Genomic DNA, 19,770 nt, shown 5'->3' with positions numbered 1-19,770 from the left:
TTCCGAAAAATCGTTATAATAGTCGGTGGACTGCTTTTTTGGAGGGTCCGCCGGCTTTTTATGAAAAACAGATTGCAGGATGCTGTTCAAATGGTGCCGGAGAAAACAGGAATCGAAATGCCGCCGAATGGCAAGAGGAGATCAGAATGAAGATTGTAATCGGAAACGATCACGCAGCAGTGGAACTGAAGAACCAGATTTCGGATTATCTGAAGGAGAAGGGATATGAGGTTCTCAATGTCGGAACAGATACGACAGAGAGCATCGACTATCCGATCTACGGTGAGAAAGTAGCCCGCGCCGTTGTAAACGGTGAGGCGGATTTCGGTATCGCGATCTGCGGTACGGGACTCGGCATCTCTCTTGCCTGCAATAAGGTTAAGGGAATCCGTGCCTGCGTATGCAGCGAGCCGTACACCGCTCAGATGTCCCGCCGCCACAACAACTGCAACGTGCTCTGCTTCGGTGCGCGTGTGGTAGGTCTGGATCTCGCGAAGATGATCGTGGACAGCTTCCTGAACAGTGAGTTCGAGGGCGGCCGTCATCAGAGACGAGTTGACCTGATCATGGATATCGAGAAGAGAGGCTGATTATAAAACCTCGAATATTGCGATAAATGAAAAGATCAGAATAATTGCAATAGTTAAAACAAATGCAGACAGGGGCGTTGGCCCGCTGCTCGCGTAAATATGAAACAAGAAAAGGGGAGGAAATCCGCAGTGAAAGCGGTTTTCTCCCCTTTATTCGTTGTTTCAATTTATAGAATATTCGTCACGTTTTATAGAGTATCCGTCACAAAGAGTGGGGATGCGCTCATCTCACGCATTCTTCCCCGGCATCTTTGCTTTCGGAAGACTGAAGGTGAACTCGGTTCCGACGCCCTCGGTGCTGACAACGTCGATATTTTCCCCGTGGGACTGGATGATCTCTTTGACGATGGAGAGACCGAGGCCGGTTCCTTTTTTGTCCTTGCCGCGGGAGAGATCAGATTTATAAAACCGCTCCCAGATCCGGGAAAGGCTCTTTTTCGGAATGCCGATGCCGCTGTCTTTGACGGAAATGAAATATTTTTCATTTCGCTCGACGACGGCGATCTCGATCACGGAATTGTCGTGGCTGAATTTGATGGCGTTGTCGATGAGATTGTAGAGAACCTGCTGGATCTTGCCGAGGTCCGCATTGACCATTTCAAGCTCGGTGCCAAAGGTGAGGTCAAAGGTGATTCCCTTGCCGCGGCAGGTTCCCTCAAAGGAAGCCGCCGTATCCTTGATCGTGCGGTTGATGTCAAAATTCGACCGGTTGAGGCAGTTCTTGCTGTCCAGTGAATTCAGGGTCAGCATGCCCTCCGTCAGCTTGGTCAGACGTTTGGTCTCGTTGATGATCAGCGTCAGATATTTTTCGTGGAGTTCCGGCGGGATCGTGCCGTCGAGGATCGCCTCCAGATAGCCCTTGATCGACGTGAGGGGCGACCGGAAGTCGTGGGAGACGTTGGCGATGAACTTCTTCTGATAATCTTCCACGTCCGCAATCTGATCCGACATCGTATTCAGCGTATCGGCGAGATAGCCGACCTCGTCCCGGCTCTTGACCGGAATATTGACCCGGAGATCACCGGCCGCGTATTGCTTTGCCGCATCCGTGATCTGATGGAGCGGACGGACAACGTAGCGCGAGACGATGAACAGCAGGACAAAGGACAGAAGAAAAAGTACAACGCCGGTGATGTAGACGATGGCCATGTACTGGTTTTCCCGGTAGAGGATGTCGTTCATCGGCACATGGATGACGACGTAGCCGAAGGTCTGCATATTGCCGGTGATCGGGGCCGCGACGGAGAGAACCTCATAGGGAAAGGTGCCGTAGAAATCCCCGATGCTGTAGATGTTGCTGCCCTTGGTGGTCGGATCAAAGGCGGAAATCGTCGTTCCTTCGCGTTTTCTTCCGCTGTCGGCGGTGATCCGTCCATTCCGGTCGATGATCCAGACTTCGGACTGGTGAAGCGCTGCGGACGCCTCAAGCCGCGGATATGTGTCCGCCGGATTGAGAACTTTTCCGCGGTAGGTGCTGCTGAGGTTGTCCGCGATCATGGTCGCCTCGCGGTAAATGCTGTCGGCGGAGCTTTTGACCATGTACCGGTGTGTTATCCCTGCCGAGAAAGTCGCAATCGTGAGAAAACCCATCACGGCGAAGATGAGATAGCCCCAGAATAATTTGCTGTAGAGTGAGTGAAACATCTCAGGTTCCTCTTGTGTTTCGCGAAGGCACGGTCATCCGACGCATGCTCTTATACGCGTGTCTCGAATTTATATCCGACACCCCATACGGTGACGATGGCCCATTCCCGGTGATCCTTGATCTTTTCCCGCAGGCGTTTGATATGAACGTCTACGGTGCGGGTGTCTCCCGCATATCCGTATCCCCAGATATGGTCGAGAAGCTGCTCGCGGGTAAACACCTGGTTCGGGGAAGAACACAGGAAATACAGAAGCTCCAGTTCTTTCGGCGGCATATCCACCGACGCTCCGTCGCAGACGACGGAGTAGTTGGTTAGGTTGACTTCGAGATTGGGATACTCCACGTATTTTCCGTTCTTTACCGGTTCCGGTGCGGCGGCCGGCTCACTGCTGATGCGGGCCCGGCGGAGGATCGCCTTGATGCGGGCCACCAGTTCCTTGGTCTCAAAGGGCTTCACCATGTAGTCGTCGGCACCGAGCTCAAGGGCGAGGACTTTGTCGAACACCTCGCCTTTGGCCGAGAGGATGATGATCGGAATCCGCGGAGACTGCGCCTGAATGGCGCGGCACACCTGATATCCGTCGATTCCCGGAAGCATGAGATCCAGAACGATCAGTGCCGGATCAAATTCCGGGTATTCCCGGAGCGCGGCCTCGCCGTCATTGACGATTTTGGTCTCGTACTGTTCCTTCATGAGATACAGAGAGATCAGTTCCGCAATGTTGTTGTCATCATCAACGATCAGAATTCGTTGCTTTTCCATAACATTCTCCCCTTCATTCCCTTTAATCTTTGAATGTGACGATGGTTGCCCCGTTTCCGCCCTCGTTATAGTTTCCGTCACGGAATTCCTTGACGTAGCTGATCCGGCGGAGTCTTGCGTGGATCGCCTGACGGAGCGCACCTGTTCCGCGGCCGTGAATGACGCGGACTGTCTTCAGGTGGGCAATGTAGGCGTCGTCGAGGTATTTTTCCATCGCCGGAACGGCTTCATCGGTGGTCATGCCGATGAGTTTTACCTCCGATGAGACGGAGAGTGACTTCGACATGCCGATGCTGCCCTTTCCGCCGGTTCCGATGCCCTGGCGCTTCTGCTGTTTGCGCGAGAGATTTGACGGAATGTATCCCGGCGCCGAGATGCCCGATCCGGAGGAAACCGGCTCGAGATCGCGGATGTTGACCGAGGAGCGGAGAATTCCCATCTGCACGAAGAGATTGCCCTTCGCGTCCGGAAGCGTGTCGACGGTTCCGGTCAGATTCATGGAGACAACCTTTACGGTGTCGCCAAGGCGCAGGGACTGCGCTTCCACGGTCTTGTGCGGAATGGCCTTTTTCTTTTTCTCGATCTTTTTGCCGACGTCGTCGAGCTTTCCGCGGAGTTTGGCGCGTTCGGCCTCAAGCTGTTTGTTCACACCGGATTCCTTTGCCAGCCGGTTGATGCTGCGGATGGAAGAATCGGCGGTATCCTTGGCATCCTGAAGGATGCGCTGTGCTTCATTTTCGGCCCGTGAAAGGATCTTTTCACGCTGCTCGTCGAACTTCTGACGGCGGCTCTCAAGCTCCTGTTTCATGGCTTCGATCTGTGCCTTGTAGCTCTGAATCTCCGCTTTTTCGTTCTCGATGATGATGCGGTTATGTTCGAGCTGGGCGATGACATCTTCGAAGGATTCGTCCTCTTCGCGGATCCGTTTTTTCGCGTCATCGATGATGTAATCCGGAAGACCGAGCTTCTGCGAGATGGCAAATGCGTTCGATTTTCCCGGAATTCCGATCAGCAGGCGGTAGGTCGGCTGAAGGGTTTCGACGTTGAACTCGCAGGACGCATTTTCCACTCCTTCAGTCTGAAGAGCGTAGACTTTGAGTTCGCTGTAATGGGTGGTCGCCATGGTCCGGCATTGCATATTATGCAGGAAGTTGAGGATGGACATGGCGAGAGCGGCGCCTTCGGTGGGATCGGTTCCCGCTCCCAGCTCATCGAAGAGACACAGGGAGTTGGGATCCGCTTTTGCCAGAATCTCGACGATGGTCTTCATGTGCGACGAGAAGGTGCTCAGGTTCTGCTCGATGGACTGCTCATCGCCGATGTCCGCGAAAACTTCGGTAAATACGCTGAGTTCCGAACCCTCAAACGCCGGGATGTGGAGCCCGGCCTGACCCATCAGCGTGAAGAGTCCCACGGTTTTGAGCGAGACGGTCTTACCGCCGGTGTTCGGACCGGTGACGATCAGAAGGTTGAAATCTTTTCCCAGCCAGATGGTGGTCGGAACGACTTTTTCCGGATCCAGAAGAGGATGGCGGCCGTCCTTGATCGAGATGTAGTGATCGGTGTTGAACTTCGGCTCGGTTCCCTTGTAGGAGCGGGAAAGCTCTGCCTTTGCGAAGATGAAATCCAGTTCTGCCAGAATGTTCTGGTCTTCCAGAATGGTGTCGGAGTACGGGACGATGTCGCCGGAAATCGCGGCGAGAACAAATTCGATCTCCCGCTTTTCCTGTCCTTCCAGCTCGCGGAGCTCATTGTTCAGCTTGATCACCGCCATCGGCTCGATGAAGAGGGTGGAACCGGTGGAGGACTGGTCGTGCACCATGCCCGGCACCTGTGCCTTGTATTCGGCGCGGACCGGGAGACAGTAGCGTCCGTCACGGGTGGTGATGATGCCGTCCTGAAGATAGGCGCGGCTGGCGTTCAGAATCTGGTTAAGCTGCGAGTGAACCTTTCCCTCGATCTGCCGCATTTCCCTGCGGACTTTCGCAAGACCCGGACTCGCGTCATCGGCCACCTCGTCCTCAGAGAGGATGCAGCGGCTGATCTCGGCGGCAAGAGAAGTGCAGGGATCAAGCCGGCGGAACAGATCGTCCAGCGAGTCGTCCGGAATCTCTTCGCTCGGCTCGTGATAACCGTAGGCGATGGCTCTTTTGGCGACGTTCAGGACGGAACCGACCGCAAGAATCTCCGGGATGCCGAGGGCGCCGCCGATGTCCAGACGCTTCATGGAACCGCGGAGATCGCGGGTTCCGGAGAAATTCAGGCCGCCCTTCATGCGGATGCGGTCGACGGCGTCGGAGGTATGGGTCTGATCGGCGCGGATGGTGTCCGGGTCGATGGACGGCACGAGATTCCGGCACAGACTCCGGCCGAGGTCGCAGGTGGCGAAGCCGGTCAGACGGTCACGGATTTTGAGAAATTCAAGGGTTCTCAGTACTTTAGCGTTCATATATGGTAATCCTTTGCAGATGTAAATGGTTTGTGCCTGAACAGTGCTTTTCCGGCTGCGCTGCCTTATCCGTACGGCGTGCACGTCTTGCGGCACAGGAAAAATCTGCGTATGACTGCAAATGGATGTGGTTTTCATCCGGAATGAGGGGATGAAAGCCGGCAGTCCGGTTAAGCAGCCTGTTCTTCGTGAGAGCATAAAATATCAGAATAATTATAAGCGAGGGACGGGGGATATTCAAGGGCGCCGATCGTCGCTTCCCTGCGGGCGTATTGTAAATTTTCACTTCAGACCGTATAATATCACTATGTATGCTCACCGGCAGAAGGAGATCAATCTATGGCAGATTTACATTCCACGGGAAGCGACAACGAAGGTTTCGACAGCAGAGAAGACGCGGATTTTATAAGAGAAAAGATCGTGAGGCCCCCTCTGACCAAACGGCAGGTGGCAAAACGGTGTCTGATCGACGCAGGATTCGGTGTTCTGTTCGGCGTGTCCGCCGCGGTTGCGCTGTGTGCCGCAAAACCGGTTGTAGAGTCAGCGTTTGGCAGGCACGAGAAAAAGACGCCGATTGCGTTTTCGGAAGATAATCCGGGCGAAGGAACATTATCGGGAGAAAGCGCCTCGGAAGAGGAGAACCCGTCTGCATCGGATGCCGCTGCGCAGGCCGCGCAGGAATCGGCGGAACAGGCACAGCAGGAGAAGATTGATGAGGCGGCAGCGAAAGCGGTGGAGAAATACCGCAGTTCAAGCGATTACGCCTTTGCGGTCGAGGAAGTGATGCGGACCGCGGCACGCGACGCGGATGCGGGGATCGTTACGGTCAGCCCGGCTGACGCGACGAATGATATCTTCGGCAATCCGGTTTCGATCGAGAAAGCGTATGCGGGGGCGGTCATCGCAAAGACCGAGCGGGAACTTCTGATCCTGACGGATCTGGATGCCGTGAAAGATACGTCTTCCGTCACGGTCACATTCGGCACCGGGGACAGTGCGCAGGCTGTGCTGAAAGGAAAGGATGCGCTGATGGAGATGGCGGTTATTTCCATTGATCCGTCCGCTCTCCGTCCACAGACCGTCGGCACGCTGAAGGTGCTGGAACCGGGAAATTCCTACGCCGTGCAGAAAGGCGACATGATCGTTGCGGCAGGTGCGCCCATCGGCCGCGTTCATGCGGTGGACTACGGCTCGGTGGCGCTGACGGAGGACAGTGTGATCATTCCGGACGGAACGATCCGGGCACTGCATTCTTCCTGCAGCTGCAATTATGAGAAGGGAACATTTCTGATCAACCGGGAAGGAAAGCTGGTCGGTTTCAGCAGTCCGCTTCAGGGACCGAGAGACGGAGAAAACGGAAGTGTTTTCTGCGGAATCTCCGAGTACAAACAGACGTTGGAGAAGATGTCGAACGGTGTCCGTGTTCCGTGGTTCGGCGCGTATTATCAGAACGTGACGGAAATGATGCAGGAGAACGGAGCGCCGGAAGGCGTTTACATCACGGAAGTTGTTAACGGAAGTCCGGCCTATGCGGCGGGAATCCAGAGCGGAGATGTTATTGTCGGCGCAGGAAAGAAGATTATTGCCCGCCGGACAGACCTGCAGGATACATTGTCCCGGACCGAGTCCGGATCGGAACTGTCGATCACGGCGATGCGGCCGGGAAGAGACGGATATTCAAAACTCAGCTTCAAGGTAACGATCGGCGAGCGTTGAACCGGCAAAATACTGCCGGGAATGGACTGAGGCGTCCGTTGTGAAAGATTTGCGGCACGCGGGGAAAGCGGTGCCGTCATAGGGAAGGAATTAAGAACATGAAGTATATCGGACAGTTTACCGAGGGATGCAGAGTAGCGGACGTGTACCTGTGCAAGCGCAGAACGATCGCGGTATCAAAAAACGGAAAAGAGTATGCAACCGTCGTTCTGCAGGATAAGAGCGGTACCATCGACGCGAAGATCTGGGATCTGGCATCCCCGGGCGTGACCGATTTTGACAATCTGGATTATGTCTATGTGGAAGGTGATGTCACCGTATTCCAGGGAAACAATCAGCTGAACATCCGACGGATCCGCCGGGCGGAGAGCAATGAATACGAGCAGGGAGATTATCTTCCGGTATCCACCAAGGACCTGAAGGCCATGTATCAGGAGATCAAGGCGATGGTGCTTTCCATCAGCGATCCGTATCTCAAAAAACTCTGCACGAGCTATTATGTGGATGACAAGGTATTTCTGAAGAAGTTCTGTTATCACTCAGCGGCAAAGAGCGTTCACCACGGCTTTGTCGGCGGTCTGATGGAGCACACTCTCGGTGTGATGAAACTCTGCGAGTTTTACGCCAAGGCATATCCGCTGATCAACCGCGATCTTCTGATTACGGCGGCGCTTTTCCACGATATCGGCAAAGTGAATGAGCTCTCGGATTTCCCGGAGAATGATTACACGGATGACGGACAGCTTCTTGGACACATCGTCATCGGCACGATGATGATCCGCGACCGGATCCGCGAGATTGAGGGATTCCCGAAGAAACTCGCGACGGAGCTGGAACACTGCATTCTGGCGCATCATGGTGAACTGGAATACGGATCTCCGAAGAAGCCGGCGCTTCTGGAGGCACTGGCGCTGAACCTTGCGGACAACACCGACGCCAAGATGGAGACCATGACGGAGGCGTTGAACAACGGCGGAACCGGTATGAACAAGGACGGATGGCTTGGCTTCAACCGTTTCCTGGACAGCAACATCCGCCGGACAACCGGCAACGAGGGACCGGTGCAGGCGGCCGCATCGAAAGATGATTTCGGGGCGCACATTGGCCGCGGTCCGGAGCGGGGAAACGGCGGAAGGGAACATTTTTCCAATACGCTGGATCTGAGCGGATTCAAGTTTGAGAACTGAGCGAGAAATGGAGTTGAATTGAGCGATAGAGCGGGAATGATACATTCGTGATGTCCCGTTCGTATAGTACAGATCGTGATCATAAAGGGGCTGCCGCTTGTGCGACAGCCCCTTGACATACGAAGAAGTGCTGTGCATCAGTTGAAAAACAACTCATGCAACATAGAGATACATCATAATGAAGTGGCACAGGCTTCCGCCCATCACAAACAGATGGAAGATCTCGTGCAGACCGAAGTTTTTGTGCTTTGCGTCAAAGATAGGAAGCTTCAGAGCGTAAATAACACCTCCGATGGTGTAAATGAGCCCTCCCGCGAGGAGCCATCCGAAGGCGGCCGGCTGAAGCGCCGTCACGATCTCATGGAAGGCGGTAATGCATACCCAGCCCATGGCGATATAAATGATGGACGAGAACCATTTCGGACAGTTGATCCAGAGGATGCTCACGAGAATGCCTGCCGCAGCGATTCCCCACACCAGCTCCAGAAGCCGCAGACCCGACTCGTCGCCCAGAACCACCATGCAGACCGGCGTGTAGCTTCCGGCGATCAGAATATAGATCATGGTGTGATCGAGACGCTTCAGCATCCGGTTTACATTCGGAGAGATGTCAAAGGTGTGGTAAATGGTGCTGGCGGCATACAGCAGGATCATACTGATGATGAAGACCGCGAGCGCCGGCATCCGGACGGAACCGGGATCCCCTGCCGCTTTTGTGAGAAGCGGAACTGCAGCGATCGCGGAACCGATCATTGCAATGCCGTGGGTAGCGGCGCTGCCAGGGTTTTTGACTTTTTTCAGAAGATCAGTCAGCATGGAGGACTCCTTTCCGCGCAATGTGCGTGAATAAAACCATGCATTTCAAACATGCCGGATGTTGTTCCATAGCCGTCAGGATCAGCGGTGTATATGGCTTCATCGGAAATGCATTGGATGTTGTGTTTATAATTAAGAGGACAGATAAACGTGCGGTTGGATCTGCCGTCAGTCCACATACAAAAAAATATGGACTCGATAACAATACTATGTAGTTATTAAAACTACTTGTATGAACACTATATCTCATTCGAAACAGGAATACAAGGAGATTTGATGATAAAACTTAAAATTTTTTATGAAGATGAGGATATCATTGTGGTTCAAAAGCCGGCCGGCGTGGAATCACAGGAGGCCAGAGGTTTTGCACAGGATATGGTCAGCCTGATCCGAAATCACCGGATGTTATCCACACAATTATCAACCACTCCGTCCACACGCCGGACCCCGCCGTATGTGGGAGTTATCCACCGTCTGGACCGGCAGGTCAGCGGCGTGATGGTGTACGCAAAGACGAAGAAGGCTGCAGCGGTTTTGAGTGCTGCGGTTCAGAAGGGGGAGGTCCGCAAGATCTACCATGCGGTCGTATGTGGAAAACCTGTGGATAATCATGGGCAATGGGTGGATTATTTGTTGAAAAACGGAAAAACCAATACCACATCCGTTGTGGATAAGTCTGTGGAAGATGCGAAAAAAGCGGTACTGAATTACAAGGTGCTGGGGACGGTAAATGAGTCCGGCCGGGAACTCTCCCTTTTGGAGATCGGGCTTCTGACCGGACGGCACCATCAGATTCGGGTGCAGTGCGCATTCCGGGATCTGCCGCTCTGGGGCGATGTGAAATACAATCCGGCATTTCAGGATCGGCGCGGTGTGAATCCGGCGCTCTGCTCCGTGCAGCTGTCCTTCCGGCACCCGGTGACCGGAGAGCAGATGACATTTTCCATGAAGCCGGAGGCAGAGGTGTTCCGGCTGTTTCGGGAGAAAGACTGATTTTAGATAATAAGCGGGCAGGGCTTCCGGATCCTTTTCAGGAAATACTGGAGAAAAAGAGGAAACAGACAGAAAAAACGCCAGTTGGTAAGGGGAAGACGGTTTCGTGTCTTACAGGAGGATGAAAATGACAAACGATATCACTGAACATATGCGGTCGGCCTGGGCAGGAAAAGAACCGGTTCTGCTCGGCCGGGGCGGCATTCACAATGCGGCGGTCATGATTGCGCTGGTAAAGAACGGAGAAGATTACGACGTGCTGTTTGAAAAAAGGGCGGAGGATCTGGACCGCCAGCCGGGTGAGATCTGCTTTCCGGGCGGTGCGATGGAGCCGGGAGAGACTCCGGAGGAGGCCGCGGTCCGGGAGACGATGGAAGAGCTTCTCGTGCGCCGCGAACAGATCCGGGTGATCGCACCGCTCAATGAGATGGTGACCATCTCGGGGGACGACATTTTCTCCTTCCTTGCGGTGATCGATGACTATGAGGGGACATTTTCCGGAGATGAAGTCGGAGAGGTGTTCCGCGTGCCGCTGTCCTGGCTTCTGGCGCAGGAACCCCTCGGCGCGGATGTGGAGCAGACAACGATTCCGTCAGAAGATTTTCCGTATGACCGCATCCCGGGCGGAAGGAATTATCCGTGGCGTTCGAGCCACCGGACAATCTGGTTCTACCGTTGGGAGAAGGATGGAAGGATTTACGATATCTGGGGGTTCACCGCGCATATGCTGCGGGCATTTTTAAAGAGATGTCATTCGGAGATCCCGGGGGCGAATCAATGACCTCCGGATTCTCCCTGCTGTTTTTTTGATCAATGAAACCGGCGAGGGACTGGCGGAAGAGGAACCGTAATCGGCGTCAGAACTGGCGCTGGCCGGCAGAAAAAGAAACTGGCAAACGATGTCAGAACCGGCGCCGGATGACGGAAGAAAAAGAAGCGAAAACCCGCATAATCATTGACAAAACGGGCCTTGCGGCGTAAACTCAAAATGCTGTCTGTCCGCGGTATGCGGCATTGGCGGCAGCAGAAATACATATGATAAAAACGCACAGTGCATGGTGCACCGGGCGGTTTTCACAGGAAGGAAAATTATCATGGCTAACGACAAGAAACTTGTAGAAGCAGTAACATCCATGGATGTTGACTTTGCGCAGTGGTATACCGACGTTGTCCGCAAGGCGGAGCTGACCGAGTACACCAGCGTTAAGGGATTCATGGCAATCAAGCCGTACGGCTATGCGATCTGGGAGAGCATTCAGGGAGAGCTGGATCGCAGATTTAAGAAGACCGGAGTTCAGAACGTGTACATGCCGTGCATGATCCCGGAGAGCCTTCTTCAGAAAGAGAAGGACCACGTTGAGGGATTTGCACCGGAGGTTGCATGGGTTACACACGGCGGACTTGACCGTCTCGAGGAGAGAATGTGTGTAAGACCGACTTCGGAGACACTGTTCTGTGATTTCTACAAGAAGGATGTTCAGTCTTACCGTGATCTTCCGAAAGTATACAATCAGTGGTGCTCCGTAGTCCGCTGGGAGAAGACCACAAGACCGTTCCTGAGAACCAGAGAGTTCTTATGGCAGGAGGGCCACACTGCTCACGCAACCGCAGAGCAGGCAGAGGAGAGAACCGAGCAGATGCTGAATCTGTATGCGGATTTTGCAGAGGATTTCCTTGCGATCCCGGTTGTCCGCGGCCAGAAGACCGAGAAAGAGAAATTCGCCGGCGCAGAGGCAACTTATACCATCGAGGCGCTGATGCACGACGGTAAAGCGCTTCAGTGCGGAACATCCCATAACTTCGGCGATGGCTTTGCGAAGGCATTCGGCATCCAGTATCTGGATAAGGACAACAAGCTGAAATATGTTCACCAGACTTCCTGGGGCATGACCACCCGTCTGATCGGCGCGATCATCATGGTTCACGGCGACAACGACGGACTGATCCTTCCGCCGAAGGTAGCTCCGATTCAGGTTATGGTGGTTCCGATCCGCCAGACCAATCCGGAAGTTCAGGAAGGCATGAAGAAGATCGAGGAAGTTCTTTCCAATTTCCGCGTGAAAGTGGATGATTCCGACCGCAGCCCGGGCTACAAGTTCGCAGACTGTGAGATGCGCGGAATTCCGCTGAGAGTCGAGATCGGACCGAGAGACTGCGAGAACGGTCAGGCAGTTCTGGTTCGCCGTGACACTCACGAGAAGATCACCGTTTCCATGGACGAGCTGGAGGCAAAGGTTGCCGAGATGCTGGAGACCATCCAGAAGGATCTCTTCAACAGAGCGCTGGAGCGTCAGAGAGAAATGACCTACGACGCGCACAGCTTCGAGGAAATGAAGGAAATCGCCGACAACAAGCCGGGCTTCATCCGCGCAATGTGGTGCGGATGCCGTGAGTGCGAGGACAAGCTGAAGGAAGAGCCGGGCGTAACCAGCCGCTGCATGCCGTTTGCACAGGAGAAGATCGCGGATACCTGCGTTGTCTGCGGCAAACCGGCAGTGAAGATGGTTTACTGGGGCAAGGCTTATTGATGTAAAGGAAAGAACGCGGGAAATGATTGCCGCGTGAGGAATCATATCGGCATAACCTGTATCAAATCGGTGCGGGTTATGCCGATTTTGTAAAAGCGGCGAGCCAGGGCAGGGTACGCCTTCTGCGTGATCTGAGAAATGCATCAGGAGAACAAAGTTATGAAGATACAGATACCGGCGGATGTGGCATGGATTCTTGAAAAAATGCGGGAGGCCGGATATGAAGCCTACGCGGTTGGCGGCTGCGTCCGGGATGCGCTCCTCGGCAAAGAGCCGAACGATTGGGATATCACGACTTCCGCCAAACCCGAAGAAACCAAAACAATCTTTCCAAAGACTATCGATACGGGAATCCAGCACGGAACCGTGACGGTGATGAAAAATCATGTCGGATACGAGATTACGACCTACCGGATCGACGGCACCTATGCGGACGGAAGACACCCGGACAGCGTGGAGTTTACCTCCGATTTGAAGGAAGACCTTCGCCGGCGCGATTTCACCATCAATGCGATGGCGTACAGCGAAGAAACCGGAGTCGTCGATGAATTCGGCGGCATGGAGGACCTCGACCGGCATGTAATCCGCTGCGTCGGCAATGCGATGGAGCGGTTTACGGAAGATGCCCTTCGGATTCTCCGGGCAGTGCGTTTCTCCGCGCAGCTCGGCTTTGAGATTGAGGAAGAGACGTATAAGGCACTGTCCGTGATTGCACCGAATCTGAAGCATGTCAGCGCAGAGCGGATTCAGGTGGAACTGACGAAAACACTTCTCTCCGCGCATCCGGAACGGGTGATGCTGGTGGAGAAGACGGGAATGACGCCATTCATTTCAAAGACGTTTGGCCGTATTTTTGAAGAGGAAAGCAATTTCACGGGCACGGGACATGGCGGAAATACCGCAGTTTCCGGAAAAAGCGTGGTTCGATCTCTTTACGCACGTCTTGAGCGGGCAGCCGCGCTCCCGCAGGAAAAAGCGGTGCGCTGGGCGGCTCTTCTCGCAGAACTGGAGGACAAAACCGCGGTTCAGATTCTCCGTGAGATGAAGCTGGACAATGACACTATCCGCAGTGTAAAGACACTGGTGGGACATTTCACGGACCGTTTTGACTGGGACACCGATTCCGTGAGTCAGGCGGAACATAAGAATATGGCGGAATCGAAGGAGAGAGAGTACCTTGCACGGAAGTTCATGAGTGAGATTTCGCCGGAGCTTCTCGACCGTCTGTTTCTTCTTATCCACACGCTGGACCCGGATCGGGGGAAAATGGTGGATGACGCGGCGGCTCTTGTGGATAAGATCCGGAAGAGAGGGGACTGCGTCTCGCTGAAGACGATGGCGGTGACCGGTCAGGACCTGATCCAAAAGGGTGTAAAGCCGGGGCCGGAGCTGGGCCGGATTCTGGCGGAAATGTTTGAGAAAGTTCTGCGGGATCCGGCGGAGAATGAAAAAGAGAAGCTTCTGAGAATGCTGGGTGATGAAACGGCAGAGTGACGGCTGTTTTTGTGTCAGTAGGAATGTTCTCCGATTTTTTCTATGACGCAGAAGCGCTCCGCGAGGATGCGCATGCCGTTGAAAGGGAGATGTCACCTTACGGAGCTCCGCGGACTTTATTCAAGGGGACTGTCCGAAATTCCGCACACGTGTCAAGTATTGAATAAAACTCACAAAATAAATATAATATAGTCATACGATTTGAGGTGTTTCCGCAGGCTTTGGCAGATTAGTGAAGCCGCGAAACCGGTAAGTGAAAGACAATATTGCAGGAGGACAGCAGGAATTATGAAAGATTACATGAAGATCTATCAGGAGTGGCTGGACAACCCTTATTTTGATGAGAAAACCAAGGAAGAGCTGAAGGCCATCGCTGATGATCCGAAGGAGATCGAGGAGAGATTCTATAAAGACCTGGAATTCGGCACCGCCGGACTTCGCGGAATCCTCGGCGCGGGCATCAACCGCATGAATGTATATACCGTCCGCAGAGCGACACAGGGACTGGCGAATTACATCATTTCCCAGGGCGGACAGGATAAGGGCGTTGCAATCGCATATGATTCCCGCCATATGTCCCCGGAATTTTCGGATGAGTGCGCCAGAACGCTGGCGGCGAACGGCATCAAGGCGTACCGCTTTGAATCCCTTCGCCCGACACCGGAGCTTTCCTTTGCGGTCCGCGAGCTGGGCTGCATTGCCGGCATCAACATTACCGCCAGCCACAATCCGGGAAAATACAACGGATATAAGGTTTACTGGGAAGACGGCGCGCAGTTCACACCGCCGCACGACGAGGGCGTAACGAAGGAGGTTCTCGGAATCGAAGATCTCTCTTCCGTCAAGACCATGAGCGCGGACGAGGCGAAGGCAAAAGGCCTTTACATCACCCTCGGCAAAGAGATGGATGACAAGTACATTGCCTGCGTGGAAGATCAGGTTGCCAACATGGATGTCATCCGCGAGATGGCGGATCAGATCAGCATTGTGTACACACCGTTCAACGGAACCGGCAACATTCCGGTTCGCCGTGTGATCACAGAACTCGGATTTAAGAATCTCTACGTTGTACCGGAGCAGGAGAATCCGGACGGCGATTTCCCGACCACTCCGTATCCGAACCCGGAGAGCAGAGAGGCGTTTACACTGGCACTGAAACTGGCGGAAGAGAAAAATGCGGATCTGGTTCTGGCAACCGATCCGGATGCGGACCGTCTCGGTGTTTACGTAAAAGACGCGAAGACCGGCGAGTATCACGCTTTGACCGGCAACATGTCCGGCTCCCTCATCTGTGAGTATGTGCTGAGCCAGAAGAAGGAGAAGGGACTCATTCCGGCAGACGGTGAGGTGGTGAAATCCATCGTTACCACGAATCTGGTCGATGCGGTTGCAAAGAATTACGGCTGCCGTCTGATCGAGTGCCTGACCGGTTTTAAGTGGATCGGAAAGCAGATCCTGAAGGAGGAGACAACCGGAGACGGCCACTATATGTTCGGCATGGAAGAGAGTTACGGCTGCCTGATCGGACCGTATGCCCGCGATAAGGATGCGGTATCCGCAGTAGCGGCTCTCTGTGAGGCAGCGGCATATTATAAGAAGCAGGGCAAGACGCTGTGGGATGCGATGCTGGATATGTACGAGAAGTACGGTTATTACACCGATGCGGTCGTATCTCTGGAGTTTGAGGGAATAGAAGGACAGGCTAAGATGAAGCGCATCATGGATACGCTCCGCGGCGCTGCTCCGGCAGAGTTTGACGGCTTAAAGGTCCTCTCCGCAAGAGACTATCAGCTCGACACGATTCGCGACACCGCGACCGGAGAAGTCAAGCCCACCGGTCTTCCGAAGTCCAACGTTCTCTATTACGATCTGGAGAATAACGCATGGGTTTGCGTCAGACCGTCCGGAACCGAGCCGAAGATCAAGTTCTATTACGGCGTAAAGGGAGCATCTCTCGAAGATGCGGCAGAGAAGTCAAAGAGTCTCGGCGCAGCCTGCGAGAAGATCGTGAAAGCCATCGACTGATCTGGGATGGATTGAGACAAAAATGCCGGCATAAAGATGGAATGCCTGAAAAATGAATAAATGATGAGAAAAGACTCGAACTTCCGGAGGGGGAGGTTTGAGTCTTTCTTTTTTACGTGAGCAACGGGCAAAAGCCTGTGCTTGCACGAAACCTTGGCGACTGCCGCAATAACGAGCGAAACTCGCGAATATATCTTCCACTGATATCAGTACCATCCAAACATTGGGCTCTTTTCGCTGAGGACCTTCTTCTCAGTGAAGCTTAGAGATGATCTGCACAAAATGACCATTAGGTTTTTATCCAGCCACAGTGTATCGATGAATTTCCGCAGGATCGTTAACAGTGCTTTGTCTTTTCTGCCCAATAGGGCAGCTTGTCGATGATCAGAACGAGTTTCTTGGTGCGCTCCGAAACCTTTCTTGTTATGAGTTCAAAAACTGCCTTCATAGAGGAAAATGTTGCACCCAGATAATCTGGATTCAACACTTCCAATACCTGCTGGACGAACACTTCTAGGTTGCGTCCGGCGCCGACTTTGTTTGCGGTATAGAAGACGGCTTTTTTCTTTGAGAAATTCAGTGATCAAAAAGAACTTTCCGATTCGGCGTCTGCCATAGATTATGGTCATCCCGAAGCAGTCTTTGGAATAGACTTTTCCCAAAGCGTTCAATTCGCGTTCTCTGCCGACAAACATATGCTGGCACCTCCTTGCCTTTTTATTCAAATTATTTTTATTCAAATTGATTTTAATAAAATCTATTTGAATAAATGCAGCGCATGCTTTTGAGAAATGCAAATGGATTGAGTGGGAAAAAGATGTAGGTAAGCGGATGAAAGAACTGCGAAGATGAAGCAGAAAACACAGGAGAGAAATCTTATTCGCCAGCGTCAGGCGGAAGGTATAGCGGCGGCAAAGGCGAGAGGCGTTCAGTTTGGCAGACGCCCCGATCCCCTTCCGGAAAACTTTTATGAAGTGTGGAAACTAGGGAAAATGAAGAAGATATCGGTTTCAGAAGCGGCGAAACGGTGCGGAATGGAAAGAACAACGCTTTTTGGAAAAGCGAGATCTTATGAGATGGAAGATTTGGGAAAATAATGTTCAGAAAGGTGTACTTTATCGAATTGGTTTAATTGCATATATTCTTTTTGATTGGATTAATTTAAATTATGCTTTTCCTTGTTACCCAGCATATTATCTGATAAAATTATGATAGCGTAGATTCAGTATTATAATTCATTCATCAAATTACGATTTATCATATGGATAGATTGAAAAACTTAAAAGTGACCAGTGAACATTTTTCGGTTCCGTATAGGAATAAGTTTGAAGAAGGAGAATACCGCAAACGGATTCAGTTCATGAGAGGCGGAAAGATAAGGCGAGTGAAGTTTGAGTATTCTGGGTATTCAGTTGACGCGGTTCTGGATCGTCTTCCAACAGCTAGGATTGTAAGTGAAGATGAAGATAAATACATTATCGATGCTGAAATATTCGGCGATGGAATTGATATGTGGATAAGAAGTTAAGGCGACAATATCAAGTTGCTTTGAATAAGTAATGTAGTGGGATACTGATTAATAGGAGGTGATCTGAATGCTTAATTTTGACATTGATAGATTATTATTTCCTGAAAGGAGAAAGGAAGAAGAAAGAATATTAAAGAAAGCTAAGGAAAAAGGCGTAGATTCCCTTACAAAGGAAGAAAAGAAAATATATGAAGATTTGACAAGAAGAATGTTTATGGCATGAAATTATTTTCCATTTGGAGGTACATGGATGGCCAAAAAAAGAATACAAATAGCTCATCCAGGTGAAAAAGCTAATTTTGAACGAGCAAAATGTGATAAATATGATTATATGATAGCCGCTTCTTGTGGAGTGTTAGCTGGACTTGTGGATGTGTTCTTTGTTGGAGCGTCGGGACAGAGCGTGCTTCAAGGGACAGTCGATAAAGGAGCTGATGAATTAGTAAAAATGATATGTACCCAGAATCCTGGACACATATATTAAACTAGGCTGAACATATGGATGCTATCCTGACCTGTGACATTTTCTTTTGAACCAAGTTTATATGCGATATACATGAATATATTGCGAAGATCCTCTTTGGCTTCATCTGAATATCGGACAGAATAATTGCTCATATACCAAATTCCTCGGCAAGCATGCGATCAACATCTTCAACAGAATGAGTGCGGCCATTTTGGATGGAATCCACACCTTTTTGAAGCTCTGCATCAAACTCAGCCTGTGTGATTCCCTGCGTGGAAAAATGGTTTATTTCCGGAAGTTTTGACTGAAACGGCATGCCTCTCACAAGAACGATCTGGCTGTAAAGCATTTTTATCGCTTCGGAAGGAGAAATTCCAAGCTGAGCAAGGATCCCTTCTGCATTTTCTTTAAGATTCGTATCAATACGGGCATAAACAGGGGCAGTTTTTGCCACAAAATCACGCTCCTTTCGTAACCTTTGTTAAAGCAAAAGTAACATAAAATGCTTGCAAATACAAGCATATGCAAGCAACCTTTAAAACGTCTAATCCGCCATTATTTTTTGTTTTACTCGCATGAAGATTTGCGTTATACCTGAAGTATGTAAGGGCATGGAAAACGCATAATCTTGCTTGATAGGGAGACGGATATGGATTACAGAAAATTTGGAGAGACATATTACATAAGACTTGACCGCGGAGATGAGATCATTGGATCACTGTTGGATGTCTGTGAAAAAGAGAAGATACAGTCTGCGACATTTTCGGGAATCGGCGGATGCAGCTCCGCTGAGATACAGACCTTTATCCCTGAATCAGGGCAGTTTGAAGTGCGAAATCTGAAAGGAATGCTGGAACTTGTCTCACTGATCGGCAATGTTGTATCGGATGAGAGTGGAACACTGCATCATCATACCCATGCGGCATTTGCATATAAAGAAAACGGTGAACATCATATGGATGCAGGACATATAAAGTCGGTGGAGGTTCTCTATACGGCAGAAATCGAACTCAGACCGGTGGCCGGTGGAATCATCAAGCGAAAATCGGATCCGGAAACGGGAACCGGATTCTGGGATTTTTAAGGTCCTGACGATTACGCGCCTTCCTTCCGGATAAGCATAATCTCGATCTCCGGAAGGAACAGGCCATTCTCAAAAAAGGGGAGAGTCTCGAAATCGCAATGTCATTAAGTTAAGGTGACAAAATCAAAGATCTCAGTATTAGAAATAATACTGGGGTCTTTTTTTATAGTGCGCCTAGCGGCGCACGTTTCTAACGGGTTAAAGTCCCGAATCCGCCCGGTAGTGGGAAGGATATAGCCGAAAGCAAGGGCGTCCGTCGCGAGACGGAATCTGAAGGAAGCTGGATGTGGGGAACATACTAACCCACGGGCAAATCTCTGGTCTGACGAACAGAAATCTCATATGAGGTTATGCATGAGGGTAAGGCTGCTATACAAGTCGAAGCCCAATAACTACACGGAATCATGCATGATAAATGAGGCAGATGGATGGAGAGGAAGAAATGTGTGGTACCTAGGGAGGTCTGCGTGAAACGCTCTGAAAGGA

General features: G+C 51.8%; 19 protein-coding genes. 13 read left to right on the top strand and 6 right to left on the bottom strand.

Annotated features, from left to right (window positions below):
* Positions 1–146 precede the first annotated feature (146 nt).
* Entirely contained in the window at positions 147–590 is a 444-nt protein-coding gene (gene rpiB, locus BMW41_RS09010; protein WP_031471267.1) for a ribose 5-phosphate isomerase B, read from the top strand.
* A 228-nt stretch (positions 591–818) separates the two neighbouring features.
* On the opposite strand, the gene BMW41_RS09005 is transcribed toward rpiB, so the two are convergent.
* The 3 genes from BMW41_RS09005 to BMW41_RS08995 are packed head-to-tail and all read right to left on the bottom strand — an operon-like array spanning position 819 to position 5,447.
* Positions 819–2,234, bottom strand: coding sequence for a sensor histidine kinase (locus BMW41_RS09005; protein ID WP_074649793.1), 1,416 nt, complete (start codon positions 2,232–2,234; stop codon positions 819–821).
* Between the two features lie 50 nt (positions 2,235–2,284).
* Positions 2,285–2,998 carry a response regulator transcription factor gene (locus tag BMW41_RS09000; protein WP_031471265.1) on the bottom strand — a complete coding sequence of 238 codons (714 nt, stop codon included), beginning with the start codon at positions 2,996–2,998 and terminating at the stop codon, positions 2,285–2,287.
* Positions 2,999–3,020: 22 nt separating this feature from the next.
* Entirely contained in the window at positions 3,021–5,447 is a 2,427-nt protein-coding gene (locus BMW41_RS08995) for an endonuclease MutS2 (protein WP_074649792.1), read from the bottom strand.
* 339 nt (positions 5,448–5,786) lie between these two features.
* Between BMW41_RS08995 and BMW41_RS08990 the strand changes: the two genes are divergently transcribed.
* The gene (locus tag BMW41_RS08990; RefSeq protein WP_074649791.1) at positions 5,787–7,163 is read left to right on the top strand and encodes a S1C family serine protease; all 1,377 of its coding nucleotides are present in this window, start codon (positions 5,787–5,789) and stop codon (positions 7,161–7,163) included.
* A 98-nt stretch (positions 7,164–7,261) separates the two neighbouring features.
* Positions 7,262–8,350 carry a 3'-5' exoribonuclease YhaM family protein gene (locus BMW41_RS08985; RefSeq protein ID WP_074649790.1) on the top strand — a complete coding sequence of 363 codons (1,089 nt, stop codon included), beginning with the start codon at positions 7,262–7,264 and terminating at the stop codon, positions 8,348–8,350.
* Between the two features lie 153 nt (positions 8,351–8,503).
* Here BMW41_RS08985 and trhA read toward each other — a convergent pair whose 3' ends face one another.
* Positions 8,504–9,166, bottom strand: a complete 663-nt coding sequence (gene trhA / locus BMW41_RS08980) for a PAQR family membrane homeostasis protein TrhA (RefSeq protein ID WP_074649789.1) — start codon at positions 9,164–9,166, stop codon at positions 8,504–8,506.
* Positions 9,167–9,442: 276 nt separating this feature from the next.
* On the opposite strand from trhA, the gene BMW41_RS08970 reads away from it, so the two are divergent.
* From BMW41_RS08970 to BMW41_RS08950, 5 genes are all read left to right on the top strand, one after another.
* Positions 9,443–10,159 carry an RluA family pseudouridine synthase gene (locus BMW41_RS08970; protein ID WP_074649787.1) on the top strand — a complete coding sequence of 239 codons (717 nt, stop codon included), beginning with the start codon at positions 9,443–9,445 and terminating at the stop codon, positions 10,157–10,159.
* A gap of 127 nt (positions 10,160–10,286) precedes the next feature.
* Positions 10,287–10,940 (top strand): NUDIX hydrolase, encoded by a 654-nt coding sequence (locus BMW41_RS08965; RefSeq protein WP_177171208.1) that lies wholly within the window; start codon positions 10,287–10,289, stop codon positions 10,938–10,940.
* A 313-nt stretch (positions 10,941–11,253) separates the two neighbouring features.
* Complete coding sequence (gene proS, locus BMW41_RS08960) at positions 11,254–12,687, top strand: proline--tRNA ligase (RefSeq protein WP_074649786.1); 1,434 nt, start codon at positions 11,254–11,256, stop codon at positions 12,685–12,687.
* 159 nt (positions 12,688–12,846) lie between these two features.
* The gene (locus tag BMW41_RS08955; protein WP_074649785.1) at positions 12,847–14,181 is read left to right on the top strand and encodes a CCA tRNA nucleotidyltransferase; all 1,335 of its coding nucleotides are present in this window, start codon (positions 12,847–12,849) and stop codon (positions 14,179–14,181) included.
* A 288-nt stretch (positions 14,182–14,469) separates the two neighbouring features.
* Positions 14,470–16,206, top strand: a complete 1,737-nt coding sequence (locus BMW41_RS08950; RefSeq protein ID WP_074649784.1) for a phospho-sugar mutase — start codon at positions 14,470–14,472, stop codon at positions 16,204–16,206.
* A 337-nt stretch (positions 16,207–16,543) separates the two neighbouring features.
* Here BMW41_RS08950 and BMW41_RS14595 read toward each other — a convergent pair whose 3' ends face one another.
* Positions 16,544–16,693, bottom strand: a complete 150-nt coding sequence (locus BMW41_RS14595) for a hypothetical protein (protein WP_177171207.1) — start codon at positions 16,691–16,693, stop codon at positions 16,544–16,546.
* A 361-nt stretch (positions 16,694–17,054) separates the two neighbouring features.
* On the opposite strand from BMW41_RS14595, the gene BMW41_RS08945 reads away from it, so the two are divergent.
* The 4 genes from BMW41_RS08945 to BMW41_RS08940 all read left to right on the top strand — a co-directional run bounded on the left by BMW41_RS08945 (position 17,055) and on the right by BMW41_RS08940 (position 18,218).
* A complete protein-coding gene (locus BMW41_RS08945) occupies positions 17,055–17,303 on the top strand; it encodes a hypothetical protein (protein ID WP_074649783.1) in 249 nt (82 codons plus the stop codon).
* A gap of 188 nt (positions 17,304–17,491) precedes the next feature.
* Entirely contained in the window at positions 17,492–17,734 is a 243-nt protein-coding gene (locus tag BMW41_RS14350) for a hypothetical protein (RefSeq protein ID WP_207646879.1), read from the top strand.
* 67 nt (positions 17,735–17,801) lie between these two features.
* Complete coding sequence (locus BMW41_RS14590; protein ID WP_177171206.1) at positions 17,802–17,957, top strand: hypothetical protein; 156 nt, start codon at positions 17,802–17,804, stop codon at positions 17,955–17,957.
* A 27-nt stretch (positions 17,958–17,984) separates the two neighbouring features.
* Positions 17,985–18,218 carry a hypothetical protein gene (locus BMW41_RS08940; protein WP_074649782.1) on the top strand — a complete coding sequence of 78 codons (234 nt, stop codon included), beginning with the start codon at positions 17,985–17,987 and terminating at the stop codon, positions 18,216–18,218.
* A gap of 130 nt (positions 18,219–18,348) precedes the next feature.
* Here the strand turns inward: BMW41_RS08940 and BMW41_RS08935 are convergent, their stop codons facing one another.
* Complete coding sequence (locus tag BMW41_RS08935; RefSeq protein WP_074649781.1) at positions 18,349–18,654, bottom strand: type II toxin-antitoxin system RelB/DinJ family antitoxin; 306 nt, start codon at positions 18,652–18,654, stop codon at positions 18,349–18,351.
* Positions 18,655–18,849: 195 nt separating this feature from the next.
* On the opposite strand from BMW41_RS08935, the gene BMW41_RS08930 reads away from it, so the two are divergent.
* Entirely contained in the window at positions 18,850–19,284 is a 435-nt protein-coding gene (locus tag BMW41_RS08930; protein ID WP_074649780.1) for a PPC domain-containing DNA-binding protein, read from the top strand.
* The last annotated feature ends 486 nt before the right edge of the window (positions 19,285–19,770 follow it).

This window comes from [Clostridium] aminophilum, from assembly GCF_900101295.1.
Classification (GTDB): Bacteria; Bacillota; Clostridia; order Lachnospirales; family Lachnospiraceae; genus Clostridium_R; species Clostridium_R aminophilum_A.
This window is presented reverse-complemented; position numbering and strand designations above follow the sequence as displayed.

What these genes read in the sequence shown, in the direction of transcription:
- rpiB (WP_031471267.1), top strand. Translation starts at nt 147, where the DNA reads ATGAAGATTGTAATCGGAAACGATCACGCAGCAGTGGAACTGAAGAAC.
- BMW41_RS09005 (WP_074649793.1), bottom strand. Translation starts at nt 2,234, where the DNA reads ATGTTTCACTCACTCTACAGCAAATTATTCTGGGGCTATCTCATCTTC.
- BMW41_RS09000 (WP_031471265.1), bottom strand. Translation starts at nt 2,998, where the DNA reads ATGGAAAAGCAACGAATTCTGATCGTTGATGATGACAACAACATTGCG.
- BMW41_RS08995 (WP_074649792.1), bottom strand. Translation starts at nt 5,447, where the DNA reads ATGAACGCTAAAGTACTGAGAACCCTTGAATTTCTCAAAATCCGTGAC.
- BMW41_RS08990 (WP_074649791.1), top strand. Translation starts at nt 5,787, where the DNA reads ATGGCAGATTTACATTCCACGGGAAGCGACAACGAAGGTTTCGACAGC.
- BMW41_RS08985 (WP_074649790.1), top strand. Translation starts at nt 7,262, where the DNA reads ATGAAGTATATCGGACAGTTTACCGAGGGATGCAGAGTAGCGGACGTG.
- trhA (WP_074649789.1), bottom strand. Translation starts at nt 9,166, where the DNA reads ATGCTGACTGATCTTCTGAAAAAAGTCAAAAACCCTGGCAGCGCCGCT.
- BMW41_RS08970 (WP_074649787.1), top strand. Translation starts at nt 9,443, where the DNA reads ATGATAAAACTTAAAATTTTTTATGAAGATGAGGATATCATTGTGGTT.
- BMW41_RS08965 (WP_177171208.1), top strand. Translation starts at nt 10,287, where the DNA reads ATGACAAACGATATCACTGAACATATGCGGTCGGCCTGGGCAGGAAAA.
- proS (WP_074649786.1), top strand. Translation starts at nt 11,254, where the DNA reads ATGGCTAACGACAAGAAACTTGTAGAAGCAGTAACATCCATGGATGTT.
- BMW41_RS08955 (WP_074649785.1), top strand. Translation starts at nt 12,847, where the DNA reads ATGAAGATACAGATACCGGCGGATGTGGCATGGATTCTTGAAAAAATG.
- BMW41_RS08950 (WP_074649784.1), top strand. Translation starts at nt 14,470, where the DNA reads ATGAAAGATTACATGAAGATCTATCAGGAGTGGCTGGACAACCCTTAT.
- BMW41_RS08945 (WP_074649783.1), top strand. Translation starts at nt 17,055, where the DNA reads ATGAAGCAGAAAACACAGGAGAGAAATCTTATTCGCCAGCGTCAGGCG.
- BMW41_RS14590 (WP_177171206.1), top strand. Translation starts at nt 17,802, where the DNA reads ATGCTTAATTTTGACATTGATAGATTATTATTTCCTGAAAGGAGAAAG.
- BMW41_RS08940 (WP_074649782.1), top strand. Translation starts at nt 17,985, where the DNA reads ATGGCCAAAAAAAGAATACAAATAGCTCATCCAGGTGAAAAAGCTAAT.
- BMW41_RS08930 (WP_074649780.1), top strand. Translation starts at nt 18,850, where the DNA reads ATGGATTACAGAAAATTTGGAGAGACATATTACATAAGACTTGACCGC.